Origin of the sequence: Paenibacillus hemerocallicola (assembly GCF_006265175.1) — a bacterium.
Lineage (GTDB): Bacteria > Bacillota > Bacilli > Paenibacillales > NBRC-103111 > Paenibacillus_AB > Paenibacillus_AB hemerocallicola.
Genome location: NZ_VDCQ01000102.1, coordinates 284 through 26,386, shown reverse-complemented (window position 1 = coordinate 26,386; position 26,103 = coordinate 284). Strand labels below are relative to the sequence as shown.

19 protein-coding genes, 1 pseudogene and 1 riboswitch are annotated in these 26,103 nt (G+C 56.0%); of the genes and pseudogenes, 8 read left to right on the top strand and 12 right to left on the bottom strand.

What is annotated here, in order from left to right:
* Positions 1-89: 89 nt before the first annotated feature.
* Positions 90-2,669 carry a PEP/pyruvate-binding domain-containing protein gene (locus FE784_RS38485; RefSeq protein WP_246132375.1) on the bottom strand — a complete coding sequence of 860 codons (2,580 nt, stop codon included), beginning with the start codon at positions 2,667-2,669 and terminating at the stop codon, positions 90-92.
* Between the two features lie 367 nt (positions 2,670-3,036).
* Positions 3,037-3,615, bottom strand: coding sequence for a hypothetical protein (locus FE784_RS38480; protein ID WP_139607598.1), 579 nt, complete (start codon positions 3,613-3,615; stop codon positions 3,037-3,039).
* A 225-nt stretch (positions 3,616-3,840) separates the two neighbouring features.
* Between FE784_RS38480 and FE784_RS38475 the strand changes: the two genes are divergently transcribed.
* Complete coding sequence (locus FE784_RS38475) at positions 3,841-6,045, top strand: GAF domain-containing sensor histidine kinase (RefSeq protein WP_139607597.1); 2,205 nt, start codon at positions 3,841-3,843, stop codon at positions 6,043-6,045.
* 22 nt (positions 6,046-6,067) lie between these two features.
* The gene (locus tag FE784_RS38470; protein ID WP_176706825.1) at positions 6,068-6,703 is read left to right on the top strand and encodes a response regulator transcription factor; all 636 of its coding nucleotides are present in this window, start codon (positions 6,068-6,070) and stop codon (positions 6,701-6,703) included.
* Between the two features lie 527 nt (positions 6,704-7,230).
* On the opposite strand, the gene tenA is transcribed toward FE784_RS38470, so the two are convergent.
* Genes tenA through FE784_RS38450 form a run of 4 tightly spaced genes read right to left on the bottom strand, consistent with a single transcriptional unit; the run spans position 7,231 to position 10,862 of the window.
* Entirely contained in the window at positions 7,231-7,893 is a 663-nt protein-coding gene (tenA, locus tag FE784_RS38465; protein ID WP_139607595.1) for a thiaminase II, read from the bottom strand.
* A 29-nt stretch (positions 7,894-7,922) separates the two neighbouring features.
* Complete coding sequence (locus tag FE784_RS38460) at positions 7,923-8,717, bottom strand: energy-coupling factor transporter transmembrane component T family protein (protein WP_139607594.1); 795 nt, start codon at positions 8,715-8,717, stop codon at positions 7,923-7,925.
* Complete coding sequence (locus tag FE784_RS38455; protein ID WP_139607593.1) at positions 8,708-10,240, bottom strand: ABC transporter ATP-binding protein; 1,533 nt, start codon at positions 10,238-10,240, stop codon at positions 8,708-8,710. The genes FE784_RS38460 and FE784_RS38455 overlap by 10 nt, the downstream gene beginning before the upstream one ends.
* A 22-nt stretch (positions 10,241-10,262) precedes the next feature.
* On the bottom strand, positions 10,263-10,862 hold the full coding sequence (locus FE784_RS38450) for an ECF transporter S component (RefSeq protein WP_139607592.1): 600 nt from the start codon (positions 10,860-10,862) through the stop codon (positions 10,263-10,265).
* 111 nt (positions 10,863-10,973) lie between these two features.
* Positions 10,974-11,082: riboswitch (TPP riboswitch) on the bottom strand.
* A gap of 292 nt (positions 11,083-11,374) precedes the next feature.
* Between FE784_RS38450 and FE784_RS38445 the strand changes: the two genes are divergently transcribed.
* The 3 genes from FE784_RS38445 (at position 11,375) to FE784_RS38435 (ending at position 13,637) form a co-directional block, all read left to right on the top strand.
* Positions 11,375-11,614 carry a hypothetical protein gene (locus tag FE784_RS38445; protein ID WP_139607591.1) on the top strand — a complete coding sequence of 80 codons (240 nt, stop codon included), beginning with the start codon at positions 11,375-11,377 and terminating at the stop codon, positions 11,612-11,614.
* A 231-nt stretch (positions 11,615-11,845) separates the two neighbouring features.
* Positions 11,846-12,631: an archaetidylserine decarboxylase gene (gene asd, locus FE784_RS38440; protein ID WP_139607590.1), complete on the top strand. Its 786-nt coding sequence runs from the start codon at positions 11,846-11,848 to the stop codon at positions 12,629-12,631.
* A gap of 199 nt (positions 12,632-12,830) precedes the next feature.
* Complete coding sequence (locus FE784_RS38435; protein WP_139607589.1) at positions 12,831-13,637, top strand: AraC family transcriptional regulator; 807 nt, start codon at positions 12,831-12,833, stop codon at positions 13,635-13,637.
* Between the two features lie 262 nt (positions 13,638-13,899).
* Here the strand turns inward: FE784_RS38435 and FE784_RS38430 are convergent, their stop codons facing one another.
* The 5 genes from FE784_RS38430 to FE784_RS38410 all read right to left on the bottom strand — a co-directional run bounded on the left by FE784_RS38430 (position 13,900) and on the right by FE784_RS38410 (position 23,012).
* The gene (locus FE784_RS38430) at positions 13,900-16,008 is read right to left on the bottom strand and encodes a glycosyl hydrolase family 28-related protein (protein ID WP_139607588.1); all 2,109 of its coding nucleotides are present in this window, start codon (positions 16,006-16,008) and stop codon (positions 13,900-13,902) included.
* A gap of 96 nt (positions 16,009-16,104) precedes the next feature.
* On the bottom strand, positions 16,105-17,445 hold the full coding sequence (locus FE784_RS38425; protein ID WP_139607587.1) for an ABC transporter substrate-binding protein: 1,341 nt from the start codon (positions 17,443-17,445) through the stop codon (positions 16,105-16,107).
* A 94-nt stretch (positions 17,446-17,539) separates the two neighbouring features.
* On the bottom strand, positions 17,540-18,838 hold the full coding sequence (locus FE784_RS38420) for a sialidase family protein (RefSeq protein WP_139607586.1): 1,299 nt from the start codon (positions 18,836-18,838) through the stop codon (positions 17,540-17,542).
* The gene (locus FE784_RS38415) at positions 18,835-20,451 is read right to left on the bottom strand and encodes an extracellular solute-binding protein (protein ID WP_176706822.1); all 1,617 of its coding nucleotides are present in this window, start codon (positions 20,449-20,451) and stop codon (positions 18,835-18,837) included. Before FE784_RS38415 ends, FE784_RS38420 begins: the two co-directional genes overlap by 4 nt.
* Positions 20,452-20,669: 218 nt before the next feature.
* Complete coding sequence (locus FE784_RS38410; protein ID WP_139607584.1) at positions 20,670-23,012, bottom strand: helix-turn-helix domain-containing protein; 2,343 nt, start codon at positions 23,010-23,012, stop codon at positions 20,670-20,672.
* Between the two features lie 199 nt (positions 23,013-23,211).
* On the opposite strand from FE784_RS38410, the gene FE784_RS38405 reads away from it, so the two are divergent.
* The 3 genes from FE784_RS38405 (at position 23,212) to FE784_RS38395 (ending at position 25,597) form a co-directional block, all read left to right on the top strand.
* Complete coding sequence (locus FE784_RS38405; protein ID WP_139607583.1) at positions 23,212-23,415, top strand: hypothetical protein; 204 nt, start codon at positions 23,212-23,214, stop codon at positions 23,413-23,415.
* A gap of 104 nt (positions 23,416-23,519) precedes the next feature.
* Positions 23,520-24,419, top strand: coding sequence for an AraC family transcriptional regulator (locus FE784_RS38400; RefSeq protein ID WP_176706821.1), 900 nt, complete (start codon positions 23,520-23,522; stop codon positions 24,417-24,419).
* A 212-nt stretch (positions 24,420-24,631) separates the two neighbouring features.
* Complete coding sequence (locus tag FE784_RS38395) at positions 24,632-25,597, top strand: phytanoyl-CoA dioxygenase family protein (protein WP_139607581.1); 966 nt, start codon at positions 24,632-24,634, stop codon at positions 25,595-25,597.
* 203 nt (positions 25,598-25,800) lie between these two features.
* Here FE784_RS38395 and FE784_RS41710 read toward each other — a convergent pair.
* Positions 25,801-26,103 (bottom strand): annotated as a pseudogene (locus tag FE784_RS41710) (hypothetical protein); the annotation flags it as partial.

The window sequence follows — 26,103 nt, the reverse complement described above, 5'->3', positions numbered from 1 at the left end:
TCAAACCGTCACTATTCTGCGCCAGTTGGCTCCTCGGGGCCGCCATGTCATGTATACACCGGCCCCGGCGCCTGGCCGCCCCGCCCGATTTACAAACAAATGAGCCTCTGTGACACAATATCCGAGAACAGCTCCATACCGTCGGTTTTGGCAATATGAATGACATCGGACAGCTGCTCGCTGTGCGGGAACAGCAACAAGTTCGGCCGTTCCAGCACACGGGCGGGCTGAAACTTCACGTCGTCCCGCCCGTCGAAAATAGCCGCGTAAAAAATCCCCGACTCCACGAGATCCTGAAAAAAATGGCTGCCGTATGACAGCTCCGGCATAAATCCCGCTTCGACCGACGACACCTCGCATATGACGGACATGTTGCTCAGCTCCGAGAAGCGTATGGGGACCCCCAGCGAAGGCGTAGTCGTCCCCCAGCGGCCCGGGCCGATCAGCATCGCCGACTTCCCTTTCATTGCCGCATTGATCAAGCCGATCTGTCGGGCTACCGCATATTTCCCTTGCTCGGCGCACGCCAAATAGGACTCGGGTCGGACATAGACGACATAGTCGATAGGAAGCCGCACATTGCCTCCCATAAAATTCCCTTTAATCTCGAAAAAGAGGTTCCGCACCCGATCCGCCGTCGGCATCTCGACCGAATTGCCCAAGCCTCGCGTCTGCAGCGGACGGCATTGAAGCAAATTGACCTTGAACAAACCTTCCTTCGTAAAATTCGCCGTAAACTCGATATCGACCGGATAATCATACACGCCGGCCAGCAAGGCGAGCATATCCCGCATCAAGCCCGGGAATTCCGTAGCTCCGAGCAGTTTTTGAAAATCGAGCATGTGCGGAGCGCTTCGATCCGAATAACCGAGCTCGCGCAGACGCTGCATCGTCTCATAGTCCTGCGTTGCGAACAGCTCTTTGTCCGTCTTCAGGTCAACGTCCAGGACGTCCTCCAGCCGCATGCTCGTCAACGTATTTTCTTTCAGGGACAGGACGTCGACGTCGTGCTGCGAATATTTCCGGTAATCCTCCGCGTGCATGAGCGGGCTGCGCAGCGGCTTGTCCAAGCCTACGATTTTGACGTAATCCCCGACCGTACGATCCACCGCCCTGGTGCCGAGACCGAACACGAGGCGAAGCATGCCCGCGTCCATATCTATACTTTTGTCCCATACGTATAAATTCGAGGAGTTTCCCACGCCGGCTAGATGGGGAAAAAAATGATCGTCATAATGGTCTCCGGACACGCGCTGCACCAAAATGGCCATCTGCTCGTCACGCTCGAACAGCCCCCGGTTCATCCGGTAATGCAGCGCATCCTCGTTCATCGTGCTGGCATACACGACGCGGATCGCCTGCTCCAACGCCTCGTAGCGTTCGTCCGGAGTGCCTTGGTTGGCGCAAAATACGCTTTCGTATTTGCCCGCGAAGGCATTGCCGAAATTATCCTCAAGCAAAGAGCTGGAGCGCACGATAATCGGGGATTGGCCGAAATATTCGAGCATTTGCATCAATTTCTCCCGGATTTTCTCCGGAAACTTGCCGCGAAGCAGATTCTCCTTCAACTCCGGCGCGTGGCGGAAATAGCCTTCCGACGTCCTTTGCTTCGTCCGGAGCTTCCACCAGCCGTTCTGCACGATATACGTATAGTAAACGTCCGTCCCCAGATAGTAGGAATCATGAGGCTCCATATAAGGGGAAAACCTTTCTTGGCCATCCCGCTCCAGCACTTTTCTGGCGACGAGCATCCCGACGCTTTTGCCCCCGATAAAGCCCGTCCCGATCTCACGAGAGGCGATCGCCAAAATATCCTCCAGCGTAAAATAACGGTCGCACAGCTCCGACATTCTCGATTCGGGACCGATCATCATCGACATGAGCAGCCGTTTCGTCGCTTCCCTCTTCTCGGGCGCCTGCGCCAGCGCTTCCCTGGCCTTCTGGAACAGGATATCCCAATAGTCGAGCCGTTCCCCGCCGCGTTGAATGCTGGAAAAAAGCTCGGCCGACTCCGTGCTGGCCGTAATGCAGACCGCCTCCTCGCCGCGAATCAAATGCGGGAAAAACATCGTCGGCGAGTAACGGTTCCATACTTTGAGCGGATGAATGTAGTAGCTGCCCTCGACCCGGTACAGCTCCAGCAGCAGCTGCGTCGTTTCGCGGATGCTCGCGATCGTGCCGTACGTATGCGCGTTGCGGATGATCGCAAAATAGGCGACGGTGTCCAGCTCGTACAGAAACGGGCACGCTACTTTGAAAAAATTGCCGATCATCAGATCGGAATGCCAGTGCTGCAGCAAATCCGTCAAGCTGTCGAACACATAGAACGCTTTCCTGCCCTCCTGCTCGATCAGCGTATGCACCGCCGTGGCGAAGCTTTCAAACCCTTTCTGTGCCTCGATCCGGTACGTCGTCGCCGCGGCGCCATCCTCCAGGAGCGGCTCATGATCGCCGAACCTTACATAGATCAGCCTCCTGTTGTCGCGCTTCGACTGCTCGACGAACCGGTCCACCATCCGTTTATAATCCGTTACGGAGTCGACCTGCCATACGACATTGTCGCCCAGCCTCAGCTTATCGATCGCCAGATCGATGCCGGACATTCCCGTGCTTGCCTTGTCCCGAATATCCACCCGCGTCCGCTCCTTCGTGTAAGATACATCTATCATAAAACAAATCCGCCTCCTTTCTCCAGTCCGTTATGGCGGATCGGTCGCGCTCCTGTATTTGGTTCGGATAAACGTCCGGGCATCCGCTCCCGCCACCACACGGTCGTAACGGTATCGCTAGCCTGCAAAAGCGCATCCTGTTTGTTCCATTTCGGCGAAAGTAGTCCATCTGCCTGCAAAAAAATGCTGCAACCGGCCGCAAAAGAAAAACGGTCCACTTTATCAGAAAGTGGACCGTTTTCAAATTGGCGCCTAGTCGCCGAGATGCCATGCTTTACCGAAGCATCGTCGTTCGCACGGGCAGTCGTTTCATCTACCTTTGCGCCGGTAGCTACAACGACTTAACCGCCCAGTACGCCTGCCACAATCACAGGCTTGCCGTTCTGTCGGCTCCCGTCTTGGCCGAGGAAGTATTCAATTTCTCCGCCCAAATGCAGTACCCCATCCCCACATACGCCAATCCCCAGAAGAAGGCAAACCATTTATTATCCTCGAGGGGAAGAAAAAGCCCCACGATCATTAGCAGCAGCAAGCCCGCTACCCAACGCGGAAATACTTTCGCGCGGAAGGTAAGAATGGCGAACACCACCGTCCCCCCCATAAGACCGATCATCGTAATCATCCGGGAAACGGTAACGAGGACGCCTTCCGGAATCGAGTGCGGATCCCCCGAGGCGAACCCGGACCATAACATCGCCGTCGTGACGATATTGCCGATAATAATCGCCAGCGTCGTCGCGAAGCCGGTCCATCCCGTTTCCCGCGACTGCACCATATAAGTGACGATCGTGCCGACCGACATGAGTACGCACGCGATAAAGCCGAACGTCAGCTCCTGCACGCTATCCGTCCCCCAAATGATCGAGCTCGGCGTCATGCCGATGCGCGCGATGCCCGCCAGCAAACAAATCATGCCCAAAGCTTTCACCAACTGATTTCCACTCATTTTCCTCATCCTCCAATTATTCGTCGATTGAACCGCTGCGACTATCGTAACCGGAGGGAATTTCCCGGCGGAAGAGAACGGCATCCCGATTGATCGGGAACTTTCGGCGTGCCGATCCGGGAAAGCCGGGAATCGGACCGGGAATATGATCCCGCCCTATGTTCAACGCGCGGGGGAGACAGCTATAATAAGGGAAATCGGCCAGCGGATCGGAAGGATGGAACAATGGAAGGAATGAGAGAAATAGAAGCAATGGGGGAACCTGCCCTAACGCCGGAAACAGAACGGCTTCGCGGCCGACCCGGCTCTCCCGATGACCGGCGGTCCGTTTGGAAGCTGATCGCTTTGCAGTCGTTTGTCGCCGTCTTCGCCTTGGTGACGATGTCGATGTATTTCGGCAGCATCCCGAACTATTACTCGAAGCTCGTGTCCGTCTGCATTACGAACGGCTGCGGCAACTCGGTCCCGGCGATGCCCTTGCCGATTGACGGCTTGTCGCTAACGACGTATGCCGTATTATTCGTCCTGATCGATGTCGGCTTTACGCTCGCGTTCTACTTCTGTTCCGCCGTTATGTTATGGAAAGGATTCCGGGAACCTGTCGGGCTGCTCGCCGCTCTGGCCATGGTCGCTTTCGGCACCTCGTTTCCATCGCTTGCCATCGTCGCCTCCGGCGATTCCGGTTTCGCCCATCATTGGTTTCTGATCGTGGCGATGCTGGGATGGATTTCGATCTCGCTCTTTTTCTTTGTTTTTCCAAACGGACGGTTCGTGCCCGGGTGGTCCCGTCTTTTTTTTGCCGCCATCGCGCTCGTTGCCGTCACGAATGTATTCTACGGCGGTTCCATGTGGCAATCGCTGCATGTCCACGTGCTCATTCAACTGCTATGGTACGTTTCATCCACCGCCGTTCTTATTTATTCGCAAATTTACCGGTTCCGCCATGTATCCTCGCCTGCGGAGCGGCAGCAAACGAAATGGGGCGTCTACGGCGTTTCGATCGGATTTATCGGGTTTAGCGGGATGAGCCTGCTGTTCGATCCGCGATTTCATGACGGTACGGCGCTCACCTACGTATATTTGAACGCCTTGCTCAATTTGGCACTGACGGCAATACCCGTAACGCTTGCGATGGCCGTTATGCGCAGACGGCTCTGGGACATCGATCCATTGGTCAAACGAACCCTCGTCTACGCGGCGTTAACCGTCTCCGTCGTGCTGCTGTATACGTGCGCCGTGCTGTATTTGGGACCCTTGTTTCAGAGCGGGAACGGCTTCTTCGTCTCGCTGCTGGCCACCGCCGTCGTTTCCGTGGCGTTCGCTCCGCTGAAGGAATGGCTGCAGCGCCATATTAACCGGCTCATGAAAGGCAGGCACGACGAGCCTTACGAGGTATTGCTGGAGCTCGGCAACCAGCTGATTCGGCCGCTGCCGCCGGATGCCATGCTGGACGCCGTCGTCCGGACGGTGAAGTCGGCGCTTCGCCTGCCCTACACGGGAATTGCCATAGGCGTGGGCGGCCATGAAACGGTTGTCGCCTCTGACGGAGAACCGGTTGACGATCCGCTTGCATTTCCGATCATCCATCGGGGCGAAGAGGTCGGAACGCTCTATGCGGCAAGCCGCTCGCCCGGGGAAGCCTTCTCCTCCGAGGACGGCAAATTGCTGGACGTACTGCTGCGGCAAGCCGGTCCTATCGTGGAAAACGTAAAAATGACGCTCGGCATGAAGCTGCTCGTCCAAGATCTGCAGGAATCCCGGGAGAAGCTCGTACTGGCCCGGGAAGAGGAACGCCGGCAAATCCGCAACAATTTGCACGACGATCTCGCCCCCAGACTGGCGGCACTCGCTTTAAACGCGGCCACGGCGCAAAAATACGTCGCCAAAGAGCCTGCGGCGGCGATCGAGATGCTGGCCGACCTGAGACAGGTCATCCGCTCGACCGTCGAAGAGATCCGCATGCTTGTTCATGACTTGCGTCCCCCTACCTTGGATGAGCTGGGGCTTGTGGGCGCGATTCAGATCAGGATTGACGAGCTGAACAAGCCAGCTCTGACGGTTGCCGGCGAACGACGCGCCGATTCTCTCCTCATCCGGCTCGATGCTCCATCTTCTCTTCCTGCAATGCCCGCAGCGGTGGAGGTGGCCGTATACCGGATCGTTACCGAGTCGCTGGCCAATGTTGTCAAGCATGCCCAGGCTACGTCCTGCACGGTACGGTTGGACATTTCTCCCGCCAAGGAGAAGGAGCTTTTGATCGAGATTACGGATAACGGCAGCGGCATCCCCACCCTGTCGCCAGCATCAGGCAGCACGGGAGGCATCGGTCTCGGATCTATTCGGGAACGGGCGGCGGAGTTGGGCGGACAATGCGCGATCGAGCGAACGGAGCAAGGCGGAACGCGAGTTTCGGCCATTCTTCCTTTATAGAAAGGAGCGGTGCCAATTGAAAATGATTATAGCGGACGACCATCCCTTGTTCCGGAAAGGGGTGCGGAATTTGCTCGGCACGACAGAGGATCTGGAAGTAGTGGGGGAGGCTTCATCCGGCGATGAAGCGCTGGAATTGGCGGGGACGCTTCAGCCGGATTTGGTGCTCATGGATATCCGCATGCCCGGACTGAACGGAATCGAAGTTACGCGGCTGATCAAACAAGCTTACCCTCATATCGAGGTGCTGATCCTGACCATGTTCCGGGACGACCAGTCCGTCTTTACCGCGATGCGGGCAGGTGCCAAAGGCTATGTGCTCAAAGACGCGGACGAGGACGAGCTGCTCCAGTCCATCCGTATGGTCGGCAGCGGCCGCGCCGTATTCAGCTCCGATATCGCGGGGCGGATGATCCATTTTTTCTCATCGCCGACGGCTGCCGAGCCGGCCAATCATCCCGAACTATCCGAGCTCACGAAGCGGGAGCTGGAAATATTGCAGCTCATCGCCGTGGGCGACACCAACGCACAAATAAGCGCACAGCTGAATATCAGCGTCAAAACGGTCGCCAATAACGTATCCAATCTGTTGAACAAGCTGCAGGTCGCGGACCGCAACGAGGCCGGAAAGCTGCTTCAAAGGTCCAGGGAGGAGTAGCCGCGCCTTACGATCGCGCCCTGCAGCATGGTCTGGCTTGCAGAGGCGTTTGATGGTAAGATGACTCATCGAACGGAACAATTTGTTCCTCTATGTTCAAAAATACGGTCATAAATATGGCTTAGAGGAACGATTTTTTCCGTTAACGAGCTCACGCAAGCGGTTTTTGGCGGCATTTAGCCAAATAACGGAACTATTTGTTCCGTTTTGCCCTTATGCAGCGCTCCTTTCTTCTCATAGAGGAACTTTTTGTTCCTCTTCGGTTCGGCAGAGGATAGGAGAAGCCAAATTTTAACGAAATTAATGAGAAGCGTGGGGCGATGTCGTGGCTGTCCATTCCAATTGTAACAAGATGCTGGAACATAACCTTGGGAATGATTGGGTATCAATCGATTTATCCTTCTTCGGCAGCGCAAACAGACTGCCGTTATTCGGCAGCCTGTGGACAAACCTATATTCTCGTAACTGTCACCATCATCGTGGAGCCGTTTAGGCATCCCTCTCTATCATCCTGCCCGCCTGCCAATCTACACCGGCCATTGTTCCTTCTTGTAAGCCATATCCCAGAACAAATATTCATAGCGGCTGCTGATCAGAAACGAGCGTTGCATCCGCTCCCGGTCCGCTTCGGTTACCGTATCGGCAATCGCGTCCAGCCGGTCGATCTGCTCCTGCACGAGCTCCTTGAACCATTCTCCGCCGTAAGCCGCGATCCATTCCCGGTAAATCGGCTCGTCCGGCTTTGCGCCTTGCAGCCTTTCGCCGATTTCATAATACAGCCAATAACACGGCAGTATGGCGGCGATAATATCGCCCAAATGTCCCGTGTAGGCGGCACGGAACATGTGCGAGGTATAAGCGTAAGCGGTCGGAGCGGGCTGGAACGAGCTCCGTTCTTCGTCGGTAATGCCGAGCATGCCGGAAAACTTCTCGTGCAGCGACAGTTCGGCGCCGTAAGTGCCTTGCACGTGCGCAGCCATCCGGTTGGACGTGTGCAGATCCGTCGCCTTGGCAGCGCCCAATGCTTGTACTTGGGCAAAGCAGGACAAATAATAGGCGTCGTTCAGCACATAATGCTTGAACCGGTCGAGCGGCAGCGTGCCGTCGGCGATCCCCGTTACGAACGGATGGCTGAAGCTGGCCTCCCAGCTTGCATCCGCCGCTTCTCTTAACCGTTTGGAAAACAACATCGTTCTCTCTCCTCTCTCATTCCGGCTGCTCAGCGTACGTCCGTTACCGGAAAATACGGCAGCAGCACGCCTGCCATGTAAGCCGCTGCGCACAGCGCCATAGTTCCCGCGACGAACGCCGCATCAGCCGGTGAAAAACCGATTTCGTAATAATAGGTACGCCGGCTGTCGCCCACAAACCGTTTAGCCTCCATCGCCACCGCGATGCGCTGGGCACGGCGTATGCTCTGGGCGAGCATGGGGACGGCGTAGGCTTTCATTTTCCGGTATAGGCCGGCAAGTCCCTTCTCCCGGCCAACTCCCCGTACCGCCAGCGCGTGGCGCAGCGTCTGGAATTCCTCGATCATGATCGGCAGCAGCCGCATCGCCGCCATAAAGCTGTAAGCATACTTGGGCTTCACCCTGCACTGCTGCATAAGCGAATAAAACAAATAAACGGGACGCGTCGTGAGCGCGAACAACAGACCGACGAAAGCGAAGCTGAGCGATTTCATGCCGACCTGCATACCCCGGTAAAAGCTTTCCTCCGTCACATGGACAATCCCCCACTTCAGCCAGGTCGTCTCCCCTTTGCCGTAAAAGATCATCGATGTAGAAGACGACACGAACAGCAGCAGCGCCGGCAGCGCGTACAGGGCTAGACGTTTGCCCGGGTGGCCGCTGCCGGAGAACAGCACGAGTACGGCCGCGGCGGCGACGTTCAGCATGACGCTCGGATTGTGAGTAAACAGGACGAAGAAGAACAGCGCCAAGCATACGAACAGCTTCAAGGAAGGATTGACCCGGTGCAGCCACGTCTCCCGGTATGAAAACTCTATGTGCACGGCGTAGGCTCCTTCCGTCGTTCATGCGGCGTGTCGCGTTCATTCACGGAATCTGCCCGGGATGATGCGGACTTTGCCGTCGATCCGGCCCACTCCCCGGGAAGCAGATCGGCATGCAGCTCGCCTGCGCGGATGTCCCACACCCTCGTCGCAAAGCGCTGCACGATGTCCGGATCGTGCGTCACCATCACGATCGCGGTGCCTTTCCGCCGCCACGCTTCCAGCCTTTCCAGCAGGGCGAACGTGTTTTTCGCGTCTTGGCCGAACGTCGGCTCGTCGAGCAGCAGGATGCGCTGCTCCTTTACGATCGCCGATGCTACGCTCAGTCTTCGCTTCTGTCCGAGCGACAGCTGGAACGGATGGTTTTCCTTGCGGTCGGCGAGATCGAAATCGGCCAGCAGCTCCGACACCTTCGCCTCTACTTCGGACTCCGGCCGTTTCTCCCGCCGCAGCGAGAATGCGACCTCGTCATATACGGAGTTCGTCACGAACTGAAACTCCGGATTTTGAAATACGAAGGCGATTTCGCCGGACAGCTCGCGATAATGCTCGGCCGGCGTCCCGTTCAGGTCATAGCCCCCAACCGTCTTGAGCAGCCTCATCAAGCCGAGCAGCAGCGTGCTTTTCCCCGCTCCGTTGGGCCCGACTACGGCGATCCACTCGCCGGCCGAGATCCGGCCATTGCCGATGGCGAGCTTTCGGGCTTTTCCCCGGAATACTTCGAATTCGTCCAAGCGGATCAAAGTGTCGTCGCCAGCCTGTGCCGGTAAAGGTCGGGAGAAACGTCCGCTTTTCACATAATCTTCCCATACGCCGGGGTACCAGATGCCGTCCTCGACAAGACGATGCCCGTATTCGGCGAATACGTCCTTCACCGGACCGTCCGCCGTAATTTCCCCTGCTTTGTTGAACAGGACTACGCGGTCGATATAGTCGATAATGTGTTCGATTTTATGCTCGACGATGACGACCGTCCGTCCTTCGCCCGCGGTGCGGATCGTCTCCCAAACCTGCTCCGTGCCCTCCGGGTCGAGCAGCGCCGTCGGCTCGTCGACGAACAGGACGTCCGGCTCGAGAGCCAGTGCGCCGGCGATGGCCAACCGCTGCTTCATGCCTTGCGAAAGCGCCGCAATCGGCGTATGAACGTTGTCGAGCTTCAGACCGACTCGCTCGAGCAGCGAGTCTATCCGTTCTCTCATGCGTTCGCGGGGAACGAGCAAATTTTCCAGCACGAAAGCCAGCTCCTCGTCCACGTAAGGCATGCAAAATTGCGTGTCCGGATCCTGAAATACATACCCCCATCGTTCCGGCACGACGATCGCGTCCGCCGACATGGGCACGTCGACCGCATGCGGGATTAACCCGGTCAGCACCTGCAGCAGCGTAGATTTCCCGCAGCCGCTAGGGCCGAGCAGCAGCACGCGCTCCCCCCGTTTAGCCGCAAACGACAAATCCCGGAAAGTCAGCGCCGGCGCGCCGGGAAACTTAAGTCTTAACCGTTCGACTCCCGCCGCAGCGTCCATGATGCTTCACCTCAGATCGCGATTAGTCTTTCAGCGCATTCCGGTCCGCTTCCGATACCGGTCGCACGATCCGGGTCACCCCCGTCGCTTCCAGCGCTTTGACCAAATAATAGGCGAATCCGCCCGTAATGACGATGCAGCCGATAAACCGGAACACGAAGTACAGCGTCAAGTTCCAGCCTTGCAGTTCAAGCAAATACCCTTTGTACCAATCCATGCCGAGCGAGCCCAAACCGGCCCCGATCCCGGCCAAACATGCGACGGCGAGCGAATAAGAGCGATAGGCAAACAAGGCGAAAACCACTTCCGCGCCGATTCCTTGCAAAATCCCGTAGGTCAGCGCTTCGACTCCGTACTGCGAGCCCGTAATCAATTCCCCGGAGGCGGCGGCTACTTCGGCGAGCAGCGCCACACCCGGCTTGCGGATAATCAGAAAAGCTACGGTCGAGGCAATGAACCACATCCCGTATGTAAGCTGTTCGGCTTGCAGCCCGAATACTTTGACCAGATCGTACACCGGACCCCATATCCGGTAAATGAGCCCGAATACGACGGCAATGACCACGGTGACCAAAATATCGGTCAATTTCAGTCCTTTTGACGCTTTGTAAGCCGTTGACAATGATATCCTCTCCTATAATCGATTTTCGTCCCCGGGGTTCTCCGATATCGGACAACAAAAAAGTCCACCCTTCATAGAGGATGGACGCGCATTCGAAAAGTTCGGCTTCGAACGTATGGTGTCCCACTTCCCTACGCTGGCATCATCCAGATCAGGTTCGAAGGGTCTAGGATGCGCGAACATCCAATCTCAGCCCCGCTGGGCTCCCCTAGTGACAAACCTAATCTTAACACGATTCGCTCTTTTGTCAATAAGCGGAGGCGGCTTCGGCGGGAATCGTTTTGAGCCTTAAGGGCAGGCTTCTGCTCCGGCGGGGGTTCCGCCAGATGTTCGTTGGCAGCGTATCGTCGAGCGCCTCTGTCTATTTGATCGTATGATTTTGAATTCAAGCTTTTACCAAATAGTGACAAACGATTAGAAATTATGCTATTATACGGATGAGAATCATTCTTGGACAGCTCTCTAGCAGTCACACGACGAACGGAAACGAATATCAAAGGAGCCGCAGCCCAATGGAAGAAATCGTTCGGTTGAAGCAAACGATGCTCGACGTTACGCACGAGTTGATTTCCGGATGCCGCTTTTGTGTGCATATTGCCTCCGACTCCGATGATCGAACACCGGTGCACTGCGTGAAATATTCCGGCTGCGCCATTCCGGTGCAGATCAACACGGCGACGTGCCTGTCCTGTCAAGAGTATAAACGTATCGGAACAAGGCCGAATTGGCCGTACACCGCTTCCGGCAGCTGAATGGGCTGCCTTTTTTTCTTGCGTTCGCGCACGGGAATGCTTGTTGCGTTGCCGCCTTTTCTGTGTCAAGATAGGTATATATGCCTTGGTCTCGGACCGTGCTTCCGGATTGCGCTTCGGAGGCTTGCTTCGCTTTTGGAGCGAATTCAGGGGGGCTTCCCAAAAAGACTCGGACTATGCTTCGAAGCTTGACTTCACTTTCGGGGATACAATTAGAATGGGTGGACGAAGATGAAACCGTTATTTCGACTATTGACCGAGCTTTCTTCGCGGAAATGGATTTCGCGTATAACCGGAGCTTTCGCCAAATCGGAAATAAGCCGGCTGCTTATTCCCCAATTCGCCAAATCGTACGGAATTCGTATCGATGACGCGGAGAAGGCGATTGCGGAATACCGGACATTGAACGAATTTTTCACCCGGCGCCTGAAGCCGGGTCTGCGACCGTTCGACGCCGATCCGGGTTCGCTGCTGAGTCCCGTCGATTCGCTCATAACCGGCATGGGACCGATCAAGGCCGGTACGATGCTCGGGATCAAAGGGCAAGATTACACGGTGGAAGAATTGCTGAACCGCTCCCCGAGAACGGTAAACTACCGGAACGGGTTTTATTTCGTCCTGTACTTAAGCCCTACCGACTACCATCGCATCCATTCCCCGGCATCCGGCACGATCGTGGAGAAGGAGCACGTCAAGGGGAAAGTGTATCCCGTCAACGATTTCGGCTTGCGCCAGATGAAACGGGTGCTGAGCCGGAACGAGCGGCTCATTACTTATATCGACCACGAGCATGGGGAAATCGCCGTCGTCAAGGTCGGCGCCATGAACGTCAGCAGCATCAAATACGTCGAGCCGCTGCCGGATCGCATCGGCCGCGGAGACGACCTTGCCTACTTCGAATTCGGCTCGACCGTCGTGCTCTTGACCGAAAACGGCATTTTCGAGCCACGCGGCGATCTCTCCGTCGGCTCCAAAGTCAAGATGGGCGAGGCGCTCGGCAAGCTGCTCGGCAAGTAAGCGGACAGCAAGCTCGGCCGATCATACGTATCCTCTCGGCCTTTGCCGGCTCCGGTACAGAAAAAGCAAACCTCCGTCGCTCCCGGAAGGTTTGCTTTTTCTATTGTCGGACCTGCTGCCCGCATGATTTCGTAGACAGCGGCCGGCAGACGATTTTATACTGAGAGCAAAGCCATTCCCAGATCGGAGGGGGCCCGATATGACCACCGCGCACTTGCAAAGCGACTTCGATTTCAACGTGACGATCGAGCACATCAACGATCGGCAGCCGAATCCGCACTGGAAGATCGAGCGGACCATTAACGATACGATGTATGTTATCGGTTACTGCCGGGATGGCGAAGCTCTCTACACCTATAACGGCAAGCAAGTCGAAGTCCGCAGAGGAGACGTGCTGCTGTTTCCGAAAGGGTTCGTCCGCTCCGCCGCGGCCAATCCGGACAATCCTTGGTCGTTTATCTCGGTCACGTTCGACGTTCTGTTTCAGAACGAACAGTCCCGCGAGCAGTTCGACCGGCTGGACATTCGTATCCGCAGTCCGCATCTGTACAAGCTCTCCCATCTGTTCCACGAATTGAACCAAGTGTGGACCGGCAAGCGCAACGGATTCAGCGTCAAGTGCCGGAGCATTTTGATGGATATTTTGTACCGCGTCATCCGGGAGCAGGACCGGACCGAGTACGGCAGCTCCCGGTACAACGCGATCGAGACAACGGCGAACCATATTTTGCAGCATTACGCGGACAGCTTCTCCATCGAGGAGCTGGCCCGGCTGTCGGGACTGAGCCCCTCCCATTTCCGGCTGTTGTTCAAGAAAATCATGGGCATGACGACCGTCCAATACCAGAACCATATCCGCGTTGGCAAGGCCAGAGATTTGCTGCTCGGCGGCCATTGCAACGTTACGGAAGCGGCGCTGGCGGTCGGTTTCCAGGACATTTATTATTTCAGCAGACTGTTCAAAAAGCTGACGGGAGAGAATCCGTCGGACTGCATCTCGGTATAAAGAGTCTGCCGCACCCGCTCGCGCACTCCTATTTGGCTTGCGCTGCGTCCTTGATCGTCTTGGCAGCCGCTTCCTCCGCAGCCCGGAACGCCGTGTTGATGTCCGACGTTCAATGTTGCACAAATCGCTGATTGAACGAGTCTCCTGCATCATCTTGACGAACCGCGTTGCGAAAAATCGTTTTCCAGCGTGGATCGGCGATGATGGTCGGCGTCTCCGTCTGTTTATCGACCCGCGCCAGCGAGACCTATAAAATTGCGGCTTAAGCCAAGCCGTAAGCTTGCTCGTAAAATTTCCCCTTCACCCGCAAGATCAGACTTGCGGAGCCGTTCGCTTCGTTCGGTAAATTGGCGGTCAAGTTCGTCGCCGGACCCGTTCCGTTCCTCAGCTCGATTCTGAGTGCCGCGGAATAATTGCTCAGCCGGTATGGGACCGCCTGCGCCGAATAGGAGCCCGGTCTCGCCCATAGACCGGCGTCGGCTGCCCTCGATTCGGCAACCGTCACCTCGATTTCCTGATAATCGGCGGCATTATCGATTGCAGCGCTCGTATACAAATTGTATTTGGCCGTAAACGACTTCTCGCCCAAAAAGAGTCCCTTCGCGAAATCGTCCGTAGAGCCGGGCACGGGTGTCGGCGTCCACTGCTGATAATTCCAGCCCGCTTCGAGAATCGCATAACGGAACAGAGCTTCGACCGCTCTCGATTTGGCGCCGGCCTGAAGGGCGTAAGGTTTGGTCAGACGATGCTCGATTACACCTCCGTTGTTGCGCAGCTCGAGCTGGAACTCGTAATCCATCAGCAAAGTATGCCCGAGGCGCCGAAACGGCGGTTCGATATAGGCGCCTTGGCAAAACTCGATCTCATGGTAAATCGTATTGGTCCGGTTGTACGGGAATTCGCAGGCGATCAGCCGGGGCTGGATCGTATGCTTGGTGGCGCGGATCGGACCGCTCTCTGCCCGGCAGCTGACGAAGGTGGGCCGGATAACCCGGTCCAGCACGATCGAGGCGCTCTCCCGCGTCTGGATCGAGCAGTTGACGAAGCGCGGGTTGTTGATCCGGTACGGTACGCCGCTGCCGATGAAGCCGTCGATCTTGATCGGCGTGCTGTCCGGCCCGATCCGGCTTTGCCAGTCGGAGACGAAGCCGTTGGAATGATGATCGGTGCCGGAGAAAAAGCAGTCGGACACGAACAGGTGAGACAGACCGAACTGCCCTTCCGTCAGAGCGTCCCCCGCAGGCGGCGTATAGCCCGTCTCATCCGGAGGATTGCCCTCGTCGCCGCCCAGTACCGCCATGCCGATTTTGCCTTGGAAATAACAATCCTTGATCGTGGCGTACTCGATGGCGCCGTATTCGCCCGTCGCGGCCAGCCGGCCCGAGGCATCGAGGTACAGACCGGCCTTCTGCCAATACCCGACGACCGACACGCGGTCCAGCTTTACATGATCGGCATTGTCGATCCACAGCCCCACATCGAACAAAGCGTGCTCGTCGGTCAGGTGAGTCGTGATGGCTCCCGCTTCGTCGCGAATGCGGAAATGGGACAATATTTTCAAATCGGACAGCTGCGTGCCGTCGGCGTCGCTCTCCAGCCTGACGGCGCACGTGAAATTTTGGAAATCCGCACGATTGCTTGAAAACGTTTGCAGCGAATTGCCGAAAAAAGCGAGCACCGTCCCGCATTCCATGTCGAGAATGCTGTTCGGCAATACGTTGCGCCGCTGGCCGAAAGCGTACCACGACGAATTGCCGGAGCCCCGAACGAACGTATTCCGGGGAACCGTAATCGTATCGGTCAGCTTGAATACGCCAGGCGCAAAAAACAGTGTCTTCCCCCGCGCCTCCGCAAGAGCCGCCCTGACCGCCGCCGTATCGTCGGCGATGCCGTCGCCCTTTGCCCCGAACCATTTGACGTGCAAGCTGCCGTCGTACCGTCTTTTGAAGCGCGCCCCGGAGCCGGAGACGACCGTCGTCCCCGTATTTTCCGTGGTCACGGTATCGGCCGCATCATACATGAACGGGCCCTCCTGTCCCGGATCGGTTACGTAATACAATCGGTCGGCCTCGGGGCTTTGTTCCGCCCTCAGCTCGTCGATCGTGACGGCCCGCACGCAATCTCCCGTCAACGGATGATCCGGGTCCCCGTACACCGAACCGTATACGCTCGATTTAACGCCTTTCGCCGCTACCCCCGTCTGTCCCGCCAATACGCTCATCGTCGTCAGAGCCGCGCCCGCCGCTCCAATGGCCGCGAGCAGTCTGCGCCGGCTAACCGGCTTGCCACTCCAGCCCTCCTCCGCGTTCATCAGGAGTTCCGCTTCTTTCCGCTCCCCCATTTCGCTGCCGTTCCGGTAATTCGAATCCATCGCTTCTTCCCCCCAATAATTAGTAGTTACTCCGCCTTCACATTAGCGGAGCACATGATCCGGAAGCGCCCGCAAGGACACTTCCGGATCAGTCCCTTATTTGTTCTGCTCGTCTTGAACCATTTTCTCGATCTTCTCGTCAACATCCCGGATCGACGTATTCAGGTCGGCTTTACCCGTAAAAAAGTTTTGCATGCCCGCTTGGACGACATTGGACGCCTTCGCATCCCACTTAGTCCGTACATAAGGATCGGCGACGCGAGGAGTATAGATCGCGCTCAAATCGATTCCCGCAGCGAGCGGATTTCCTTCAAACAGCTTATTGCGTACTTCCGGACTGACTAGCGGTGTGACGAAGCCCATCTTTCCGAGCTCCTTCTGCACTTCGTCGGACGTGTAATACAGGACGATTTTGAAAGCCAAGTCCCGATTTTTCGATGTCTTGGATATTGCCAGCCCTCCGCCGAACAATCCCGTGCTTACTCCCGGCTTATCCTTGAACGAGGGATAGGTGGTGATTCCGAATTTTAGCCCGCTTTGCGCCGCTTGGACGAAATCCGGATCGGTCAGCATGATGATGTGCGGATACATCGCCAATGTTCTGCTGTCGAGAAACGCTTTTCGGCCGTCTCCATGCTTGGCGCCCTCGGGGAAGTTGCCGGGAACGCCGTAAATATCGGCGTAGGTCTGATAAAGCGTTTTCCATTCCGGCGTCGAGCCTACGAGCGATTTGCCGGTTTTGGCGTCGATGAACGGGAGGGACAGCTGCTTCTGCATCCGGCCGATATTCAGGCCGGCGTCCAACCCCCGGTAAGCGATGCCTTGTTCGGTGCGGGAGAGCTTCTTGGCCAGCTCGATCAAGTCCGGCCACGTACTGTTCGCCTTCGGATACGTCACCCCGAATTTGTCGAATAGATCTTTATTGTAATGCAGAACGAACGGCTGAACGACGAACGGCATCATGACCAGCTCGTTTTTGCCGACAGAATAAGAACGGATATCCTGAATGATATGAGGATCGAATCGGCTCATATCGATCTTGTGCTGCCCGACCAGAGGATCGAGATTAAGCGGCAGGTCCACCTCTATAATTTCTTCCAAATTCGTGATGCCTTGGTCGATAATGTCCGGAGGAGACGATGCCAGCAAATCCTGCAGCTTGATGTTGTAGCCGACCTTCGTAAAGGTGACGTTAGGAAATTTATTTTTCAAAAGCCCGCGAATTTGTTTGTCGAAAGCCTCGTCCGTCATTCCCGTCCGGATAATGATTTCCGCTTTTTCGTCGGAGCCCGTCATCAGCGATGCCAGTTCGGAAGCGGACTTCTGTTGCTCCGGCTTTGCCTCGCCCGTTAACGTCTCGTTCTTGGTCGAGCAGCCGGCCAGCAGTGCCGCTATTGCAACTGCCGCCCATACGGTTTTAATCGGTTTACGGACCATTCGCGCGCCCCCTTGTTTATTCCATAATAGAGAACAACGTTCTCATTGTAGATAAAAGCTTGCCCTCTCCGTATAAACAACGGTAGTCGTTCGCTCAATATACGAGTTCCCGGAATCGGCTTATGCGGTGAAACGTGATCAGATTGCCGTTATGCGCGGTTGCCGCCCGTTCATCGCCGGATCGGCTCATAACAAGCAGGTCCTCGCCGCTTATAATCATGCTGGCATAGTGCCGCGACTGTTTGGGCGATGCTCCGGCGCATACCAGACCGGCAAAGCACCAGTCTATGCAGTTTTTGGAGAAATGCAATTGCAGCCGGTGCCGCTCGTTGTTAGGAAGATCGAACCGTTCCTTCGGGAGCCGTTCCGCCCTCGTCATACTGTCCGTAGATTGAGAGGAAAGCAGCCAGTACAGCTTCGTCATGTCGTCATATACGATATGGAACTTCATTTGCCCGCCGGGACAAGGTACGAAAACGATCTGCTTGCCGGACGGAACCGTCTCGGGCATCGTCGTCATGACTCCGTTCTCATCCTCGACAACTTTGGCAATGGCGGCATAACCCGTGCCTCCCGTGTGGGCTCTCATCCATAGATGAAACGTGCGGCCGTTCGGGTCGTGCCAGTAATGATCGGGATCGACGAATTGCACGACGTTCGTCTCCAGCCAGCCGACCGGAGCGCAATTGATCTGGCCCCGCTTGTGCGTACAGCCTTCCGTGAAGAAAGGAACCCCGAAATAGTCGAGCTTCTCCGACGGAATAACGTCGCGCGCCGCAAGCGGGGTCGAATATGACCAGCTTTCCGGCTTTAGCAGATCGGTATCCGTTCCGGCACGCATCAGGACCGGCTCCATCCAGCCGACCGGCCAATAATGGCTCTGATCGCCATCCCGTATATTCTCCATAACCAAATAAACGTTGCCGTTGGCGTAGTGCACATTGCAGGGCGCCTGATGCCAGTCCCCGCTTGACGTTAGCTTGACCGGCTCCGTCCATGTCTCCCCGTCGTCCGAGCGCATGATCATAATATCCACGCAATGTCCCAGAATATAAATCGAGCCGCCTGCCAGGAACGGCCGCGCATGCATATACGGGAAGTCCGCCGTGTGCCGCCATGTTTGTCCGCCATCATCCGACAAAAACGCTTTCCCTTGCGTCACGTATCCATGCCGCGAGCCTTTGGGGCCATCCAGCTGCGACATTCCTTTGCCGCCCAAATCGATCGTGGCGATAAGACGGCCGCCCGGCAATTCCAAAATTCCCGGACTATAGCAAAATACGCTCTCCGGATAAGGCGACTCGTATAACGTTACAAACGTGTCGGCAAGCGGCTCAACCTTGTACCGATTGCTTGAATTCGCCCGCATAATCGTGTCAGTCATGGCTCTCACCTGATTCTCCTATATTGATCGTACGCATCTTGCCGGATCTTCATCAGCTCTTCCAGCCCCATCCGGTTCAGTTCCGTCAGGTGAGCGTCCCATTCCGCGTCGACGCCTCCCTGAACGATCCATTTCGCTTCCATTTGCCGGACGTACTTGTTGATGTCCGCTCCGAGCATGCTTACTCTTTTGTTCTGCTCGGGAGTCAAGTACAAGCTCGGATACGTCTCCTCTTCTTTGGCGATGAACGGTTTATACACTTGGTAAAATCGATCCCGCAGCTGGTCCGTTTCATGCGGAATCACTTTGTCCAGCCATGGCTTGGATATCATCAGGGGCAAAGCCGTAGACGGCGTGACGCTGCCGATCCAATAGCCGAGATCGTTCCCTGCCGGAGGATACAGCACTTCGATTTTACCGTCCTCCCGCTCCTTCAGATGAGTACCGAACGGACCTTGCTGAAACTGCAGCACCGATTTCGGATCGTTCATCACGTCCACCAGACGCATTGTCGCTTCCGGGTGCTTGTTGGCCGAAGTAATCGAGAAATAGTTCGGAATAATCCGGTTGTCCTGCCTTCTCCATATCCTATCGCCTTCGGGGCCTGCCAAAGGCGGCATGGGCACGTACTGCTTCAGCCGTTCCAAATCCAGCTCCAGCGTTCCGTTGAAGGAGGCCAGCACACCGACGATCGGCACGTCGTTCTTCGTTTTGGACAAAAGCTGCTTCGAATCCTGCGTGAATGTCTGCTGGTCGATCAGCCCTTCGCCGTACAGCCGGTGCAAATAACCGATCGCTTCCTTATATCGCGGCTCGACAGCCTCGAAACCTACTTTGCCGTTCTTGATGTACAAATTGTTGACCGCATCGACGACCCCGAAAGCGCCGAACAGCTCGTAGTAGCCGTTCGTCGTCACGTTATACCGGAACGTGGCGGGAATTTCGTCGGCCAAGCCGTTTCCGTTCGGATCGTTTGTCTTAAACGCTTTCAATACCCGGTAAAACTGTTCCGTCGTTTCCGGCATCTTCAACCCCAAAGCGTCCAGCCACGTTTGGTTGATCAGAAACGTATTGCGGTATTCGAAAAACTCCTGATCCTTGAACCAGGGCAAAGAATAAATATGGCCGTCCGGCGCCGTAGCCGCCCTTCTGACTTGCGGATACTCGGCCAATAGGCGTCTTATGTTGGGGGCATACTGTTCGATCAGCCCTTCCAACGGGACAAGCACGCCAAGAGATCCGTACTTGACGACGTCCTGCGAGCCAAGCCCGTAAAAAAACGCGTCGGGCAGCTCCCCGCCCGCCAGCATCAGGTTGAGCCTGTCCTTGAACCCCTCTACCGGTATTTGCTTCCAATCGATATGAATGTTCGTCTTCCGCTCCAGCTCCCGGAGGGTGACCATCTCGTTCAGGTCATTGAAGTAAGGCTGCTTGACCATCGGTATGCGCAAAGTAATCGGCTTGTCGACCACGGGCAGACCGGTCGGCCGAAACGTTTCCCGCTCCTTGTCCCCATCCTCGTTCCCGACGGCTTCATTCTGACAGCCGGCAATCGACGACAGCGTCGCGGACGCAACGATGAGCATAAGAGCGAAGGCCAAAATCCCGAACCGTTTATTCATGATGCCGTCACTCACCCTTTCCGAAAAGCTTCGGCGGCGCAGCCGCCTTTCGGACGAACCGTTCATCGCCGACCGCTGCCCTGCGGCACGGACGAACGGAATACAGTGTCCCCCCTCTCAGGCAACACCATATACCATTACGCCGAGCCCGTATATGACCGATTTCTGATATCCGCTCACTGAATCTTACATCCCGGCATTAACCGTTTTTGACCCGATTAACGGTTTCTTACATCGGACTCGCGTGCAGCCGTTTCCGCATGCATGGAACGGTATTCCCCCGGCGTTACGCCCTCCGTTTCCTTGAACTTGCGGATAAAGCCCGGTACGCTGCCGAACCCGATCCGGCCTGCGAGCAGCTGCATGCTGTCCGTCCCTTCCAGAAGCAGCCGCTTCGCTTTTTCCATGCGCACGGAATTCACATAATGCATGATCGTTTGGCCGGTTTGATCTTTGAAATACCGGCTCAAATAGGAGGCGGACATTTGCAAATCGTCTGCCATTGCTTGTACGGAAAAATGATAGGACGAATAGTGCTGCCCGATGTAGTCTACGATCCGGTCCCGGAGCCGGAAGTTCGCGCTCTCCTTCTGTTCGCGGAGAATGCCGCATATGTCGGCGCTGATCGTCTTGACGAGCTCGATCAGCTCTTCCACCGTTTCGAATTCGGTCAAGGACAACACGTCGGGATATTGCCTCTGTCGGTCGTTCGGACTGAGCTTCATCTCGGACATGATGGTGAAGATGACGTTGATCAGGTCGAAGCAAATGCATTTGGCCAAAAACAGCGGGATCCCGTCTCCTTTGATCATGGCGATGATCGCGTCCAGCTGGATCTCGATCTGCCCTGTATCACCTTGTACGATATACAGCTTCAGGCGGCTCCAATCGTTGATCGAATAATCGTTTGATCCGACCGGCGTGCGCGATACGATTTCGCCAAAGAAAATCACCTTGCCGTGACCTTTGATCAGCCGGTAATCAACCGCTCCCGTCGCTTCGATGTACGATTTGCCGATCTCTCCGGCATCGGCATAAGGATTGCCTATGCCGATCGTAGCATGCAGCCCCCGCTTCTGCATCAAATGGCGCTGGACGGATGCCAGCTTCTCGTTTAACGACGCATCGTCATTTGCCCGGGTGCCGACGATGAAGATGAGCTTGTTCCCATCCAGACTGTCAAGACCGAAGCCTTCGAGCTCGCCGCCTGCGGGCAAGCCTCCTTGGCTCTCCATGCCATCGTCTCTATCGGAGAGCAGCGTCTCTACCTCCTGGATGATCGAGCCGCCAGGCGCGCGCCGAATATCGTCCTTTCTGGAGAAAGCGAATAGGACGACACGGAATAAGGGCATCGCAAACCGAAGGTCGGCCGCTTCCGCTCTCGCATTGAATTGACGGATCTCGTGAAATTCGCCTTTCAGCAGAGCCGACAAGAGGAACGTTTTGAGCGCCGGCTTGCTGCTGTCGAGCTTGCGGTGCAGCTCATCGTTATGATCCGATATATAGCGGAAGGCCGAACGGATCGACTCCAGCTCGTTCGTATTGCGGAACGCCCGGTCTATCCGGGTGTCCACAAATTGCTTCAGCCTGCGGATCGGCGCATAGTTGAGCGACATGACATAATAAATGGCGATGCTCCCGAGCAGCAGCACTAGCAGCAGGCTGTACAGCGTCCTCGCCTTCACGAGCTGCACCGTTTTCATTACCGTGCTCTGATCCACGAGAGAGACATAGGTCCACCCGGAAGCGTCGGACTTCGTATAGCCTGCGAAATAATCGCTTCCTTCCAATCGGATCGTTCCCGAGCCGCCCCCGTCGCGTCGCCGAACCGTATCGGCCAAATCGCCGAGCGCCGAGGAGGATACGGGCGCAAGCGAAGTAATAAGCTCGTCCCGCTCATTCAGAATGATCGCATTGCCTCCGTAATCCCCGAATGTCGTCACGATCATGTCGTTCACGGTTTTCGCTTTGATCTGGAACACTACGGTTCCATAGGGAGACGTCTCCCGGTAAGGAATCGGCACGATAAAAGTGATGAACTTCTCCGGATTGGGTACCGATACGTTCTCGGCCGGTCGGAGCAGCGGCGCTTCCAGCATATTGATGTCGCGGTAAAAGCTATCCGCGCTCCAGTTCTCGTAGCGGAATATTTTATCGGTGTACGACTGCGCGGCAAATACGCTGTATGGGGAATACAGCTTGCTTCCTCCGCGAAAATAGAGCAGCATGTCATGGATGAAATAGTTCGCGCTGGCATAATTGCGCAGCTCCGATATCGCATTCATCTCATTGAAGGCGTTTTTCGTCGCCGTATACGGGGAAAGATGCGGATTGGCGGCAATATGCACCGCGATGTTTTGGAGCTCGTTCATCTTCAGATCGATCGTATCCTTCACTTGGGAAAGCACGGTCAGATTGCTGCGGATCACTTCCTCCCTCATAAGCTGGATGAAGTAGTTGTACGCCACGAAACCGATCACGAGCACCGGCAATATCAATACGACAATGTATGAAGCGATGTATTGGTAGAAGAGCCGCGAATTCAGCTTGAATTTGCCCATCGGTAAATCCACCTCAATTCGTAGTCTAGCTGCAAGCGTTTACGAGAGAAAGATACTACAGCGCCGGGCAAGTGTCAATCGCGGGAACAAAGCTGTTCTATCGCGCATTCGGCAGCCGCCTCGACGATCTCGATATTTTCCAATACAAATAATGTAAATATTGTCGTATAATGATCGTACAAGGAAAGGAGGCAACGACATGTCGCCCTTAGGCGCGAAATTCATCGGAATATGCGTAATAGCGGTCCTGTTCATCGTCATGAGGCTCATATTCAAAAACACGCTAAAAGGTGAGGCCGGCGCCTCGAACCTTTTGTTTATCGCATTCGTTCCCCTCTACGGCATTGCTCTCCCCTTCGTTCTCATCTTCCTGTTTAAAGTCATCTACTATATGCTCGCATGAGCCTAACGAGCGCGATTGATAATGGCCATGTCGCTAAAATCACTCATACCGCTTCCCGCCGTGATATGATCATGTTATGAATTCCATCCATGGGGGGAAGCCCATTGCAAACGGACTCTTTTTTGCGCTTTCATCACGCCGGCGATGTGACGGTGAAGCCCGGACGTCGGCTCGGACCTCGCCGGATTCATGATTACGAGCTGGTCTATTTCCCCAAGAGCACCCGCACCTTATATACATCCGCCGGCGTTACGTACGCTTTGGACAGCCCGTTCGCTCTCATTACGAGACCCGGGGAAACGCATGACTACAATTTCGATCCTGCGATCCCGACGCGCCACCTGTTCGTCCACTTCGACTTCGTGACGGACGGCATCCGTCAGCGGTATCCGAAGCTGCTGCTCGAAGGGGCGGCTCCGGCAACCGTTGCGGACGGCTCGCTCGTTCCCCAGCTGATGAAGCAGCTGCTGTACTCCTTTCATCACCGGCCTGCCAGATGGCAATCGATGGCTGAAATGCTCCTGCTGACGGTGATGGAGGAAATGGAGGGCTCGCTGGAGCCGGACTCCGGCCACCTCGACCCGAGAGCGATACCGCCCCAAATCGCGAATGCGCTCCAATATATCGATACGCACGCGAACGAAACGATCGAGGTCGAGCAGCTGGCGAAGATGGCCGGCTGGTCGCACGAGCATTTTACCCGCACGTTTCAGCGCCATGTCGGACATTCTCCAAAGGAGTGGATGACAAAACGAAGAATCGGTCTCGCCGCCCAGCTGCTGCTGCAGCGCTCGGACAGCGTCAAGCAAATCGCGCGCGCCGCCGGCTTTGCCGACGAATATTACTTTCATCGGCTGTTTCGGCGAATGATGGGCATGACGGCAACCGAATACCGACGCAAATACGGCGATCCCCGATTGAGGGAAATGGCGCCTCCGGACGATTGGGGGCGTTTTTACCCGTTGAACCATATTTTCATCCTGCGATCGGCAGATAAGGAGTAGCAGATCAAGTTTATCCATCAATCGTTCGTCTCCGTATATTGTGAGCGCTCCACTTCTCCTGCACAATAAGAAAAACGACTATCGTCGTATTTCGATGAAGAGCGACCGCGGTTAAGCGGAAGTTTTCTTGGTAAAGAATGTCGTATTTCGCTTTAGCGAACTTAATCATTCTTTATCGATAAAGATAACTTAACGGATAGGAGAGGACGCTCATGCAAAGGGAAATAACGGAGAAATCCGGGCGGTACACGACGACGATCGACGAATATGTGAGCTACCGGCGGGACGGATTCCTTACCGTCAGGGGCCTTTTGTCTCGGGATGATACGCAAAGACTTCAACAATGGACCGCCGATGTATACGAGGGAGAGATCAATTTGGACCATCTTTCCCGCGCACATGCCTGGATGGGGGGCGAGCAGAAGACGGAACGGCTGGCTTCGGCCCGGCTGCATATGCCTCATCTGGAAAATGCGACCGCCGAGTGGGGGCTGCTCCATCCCCGCGTGCTGGACGTGCTCGAATCGCTGATCGGGCCGGACGTGCTGGCGCTGCAATCGATGATGTTTTTCAATCCTCCGGGCAAAGGCGGCCAAGGCTGGCACCAGGATGCATTCTATATCCAGACCCAGCCCGACTCTTTAATCGGCGCTTGGATCGCGCTGGACCGGGCCGATGAGCGGAACGGCTGCTTGTGGGTGTCTCCTGGCTCCCATCACGAGCCGATCTATCCGCCGGAAAACAAGCAGCATTTCGTGCACGCGAACGACCGGCATATCGAAGGGCTGTTCACGGCCAAAAACCCGAGCCATATGGACGATTCGATCAATAGCCTTTCGAAAGTCGCGGCCAAATACGGCGATGCCGTTCCGGTTATTTTGGAGCCCGGGGACGTCTTGTTCTTCCACTCGCATTTGCTCCATCGCTCGTATCGCAACGAGACGACCGACCGGTTCCGCCGTGCGTACGTAACCCATTTTTGCAATGCGCGCTCCTGGGTGCCGTGGGGCGGCTCCAATGAAAAGCATATATTGGCGCGCGGTCGGACGCATTTGCCGTATGCAAGTCCGTTGTTCGGCACTCCCGTGGACCTGACTCCAGCCGCCGAGGGCGGCAGCGATAACGGCACGATGATGGTGGCTATGCCGGACGGCGGCATGGGCCCTATGGAAATGTGAGACGAAGAGTGCCTGCCTGCCGGAAAGGCCTTGTATGGGGAATTGCGCTGCTGGCCGGCTTCTTGCCCCGGGCTCCTAGGGAGGAATCGATAACGGCACGATGATGGTCTCTAGGCCGGTTGGATGTGAGGCGGAGAGTGCCTGACCGGCGGGAAGCCTGTATGGGGCATTGGGCTGCCGACCGGATTTCTGCAAGATTCCGACTATTTCGTCATGCGACAGCTGAACCGAATACGGCGAGCTGCCGTCTGTTCCCGGTAATCCCAACAGGAAGGGGCATCTCCCCTTCCTGTTCTTTGTCTTTCTTTGTTTTTCCTTACCTCCTTTGCCTTCTTTGCCTTCTTTGCCTTCTTTGCCTCCCTTGCCTTCTTGCCTCCTTGCCTCCTTGCCTTCTTTGCCTTCTTTGCCTCTTTGCCTTCTTTGCCTCTTTGCCTTCTTTGCCTCCCTTGCATCCCTTGCTTCCCTTGCTTCCCTTGCTCCCCTTGCTCCCCTTGCTCCCCTTGCTC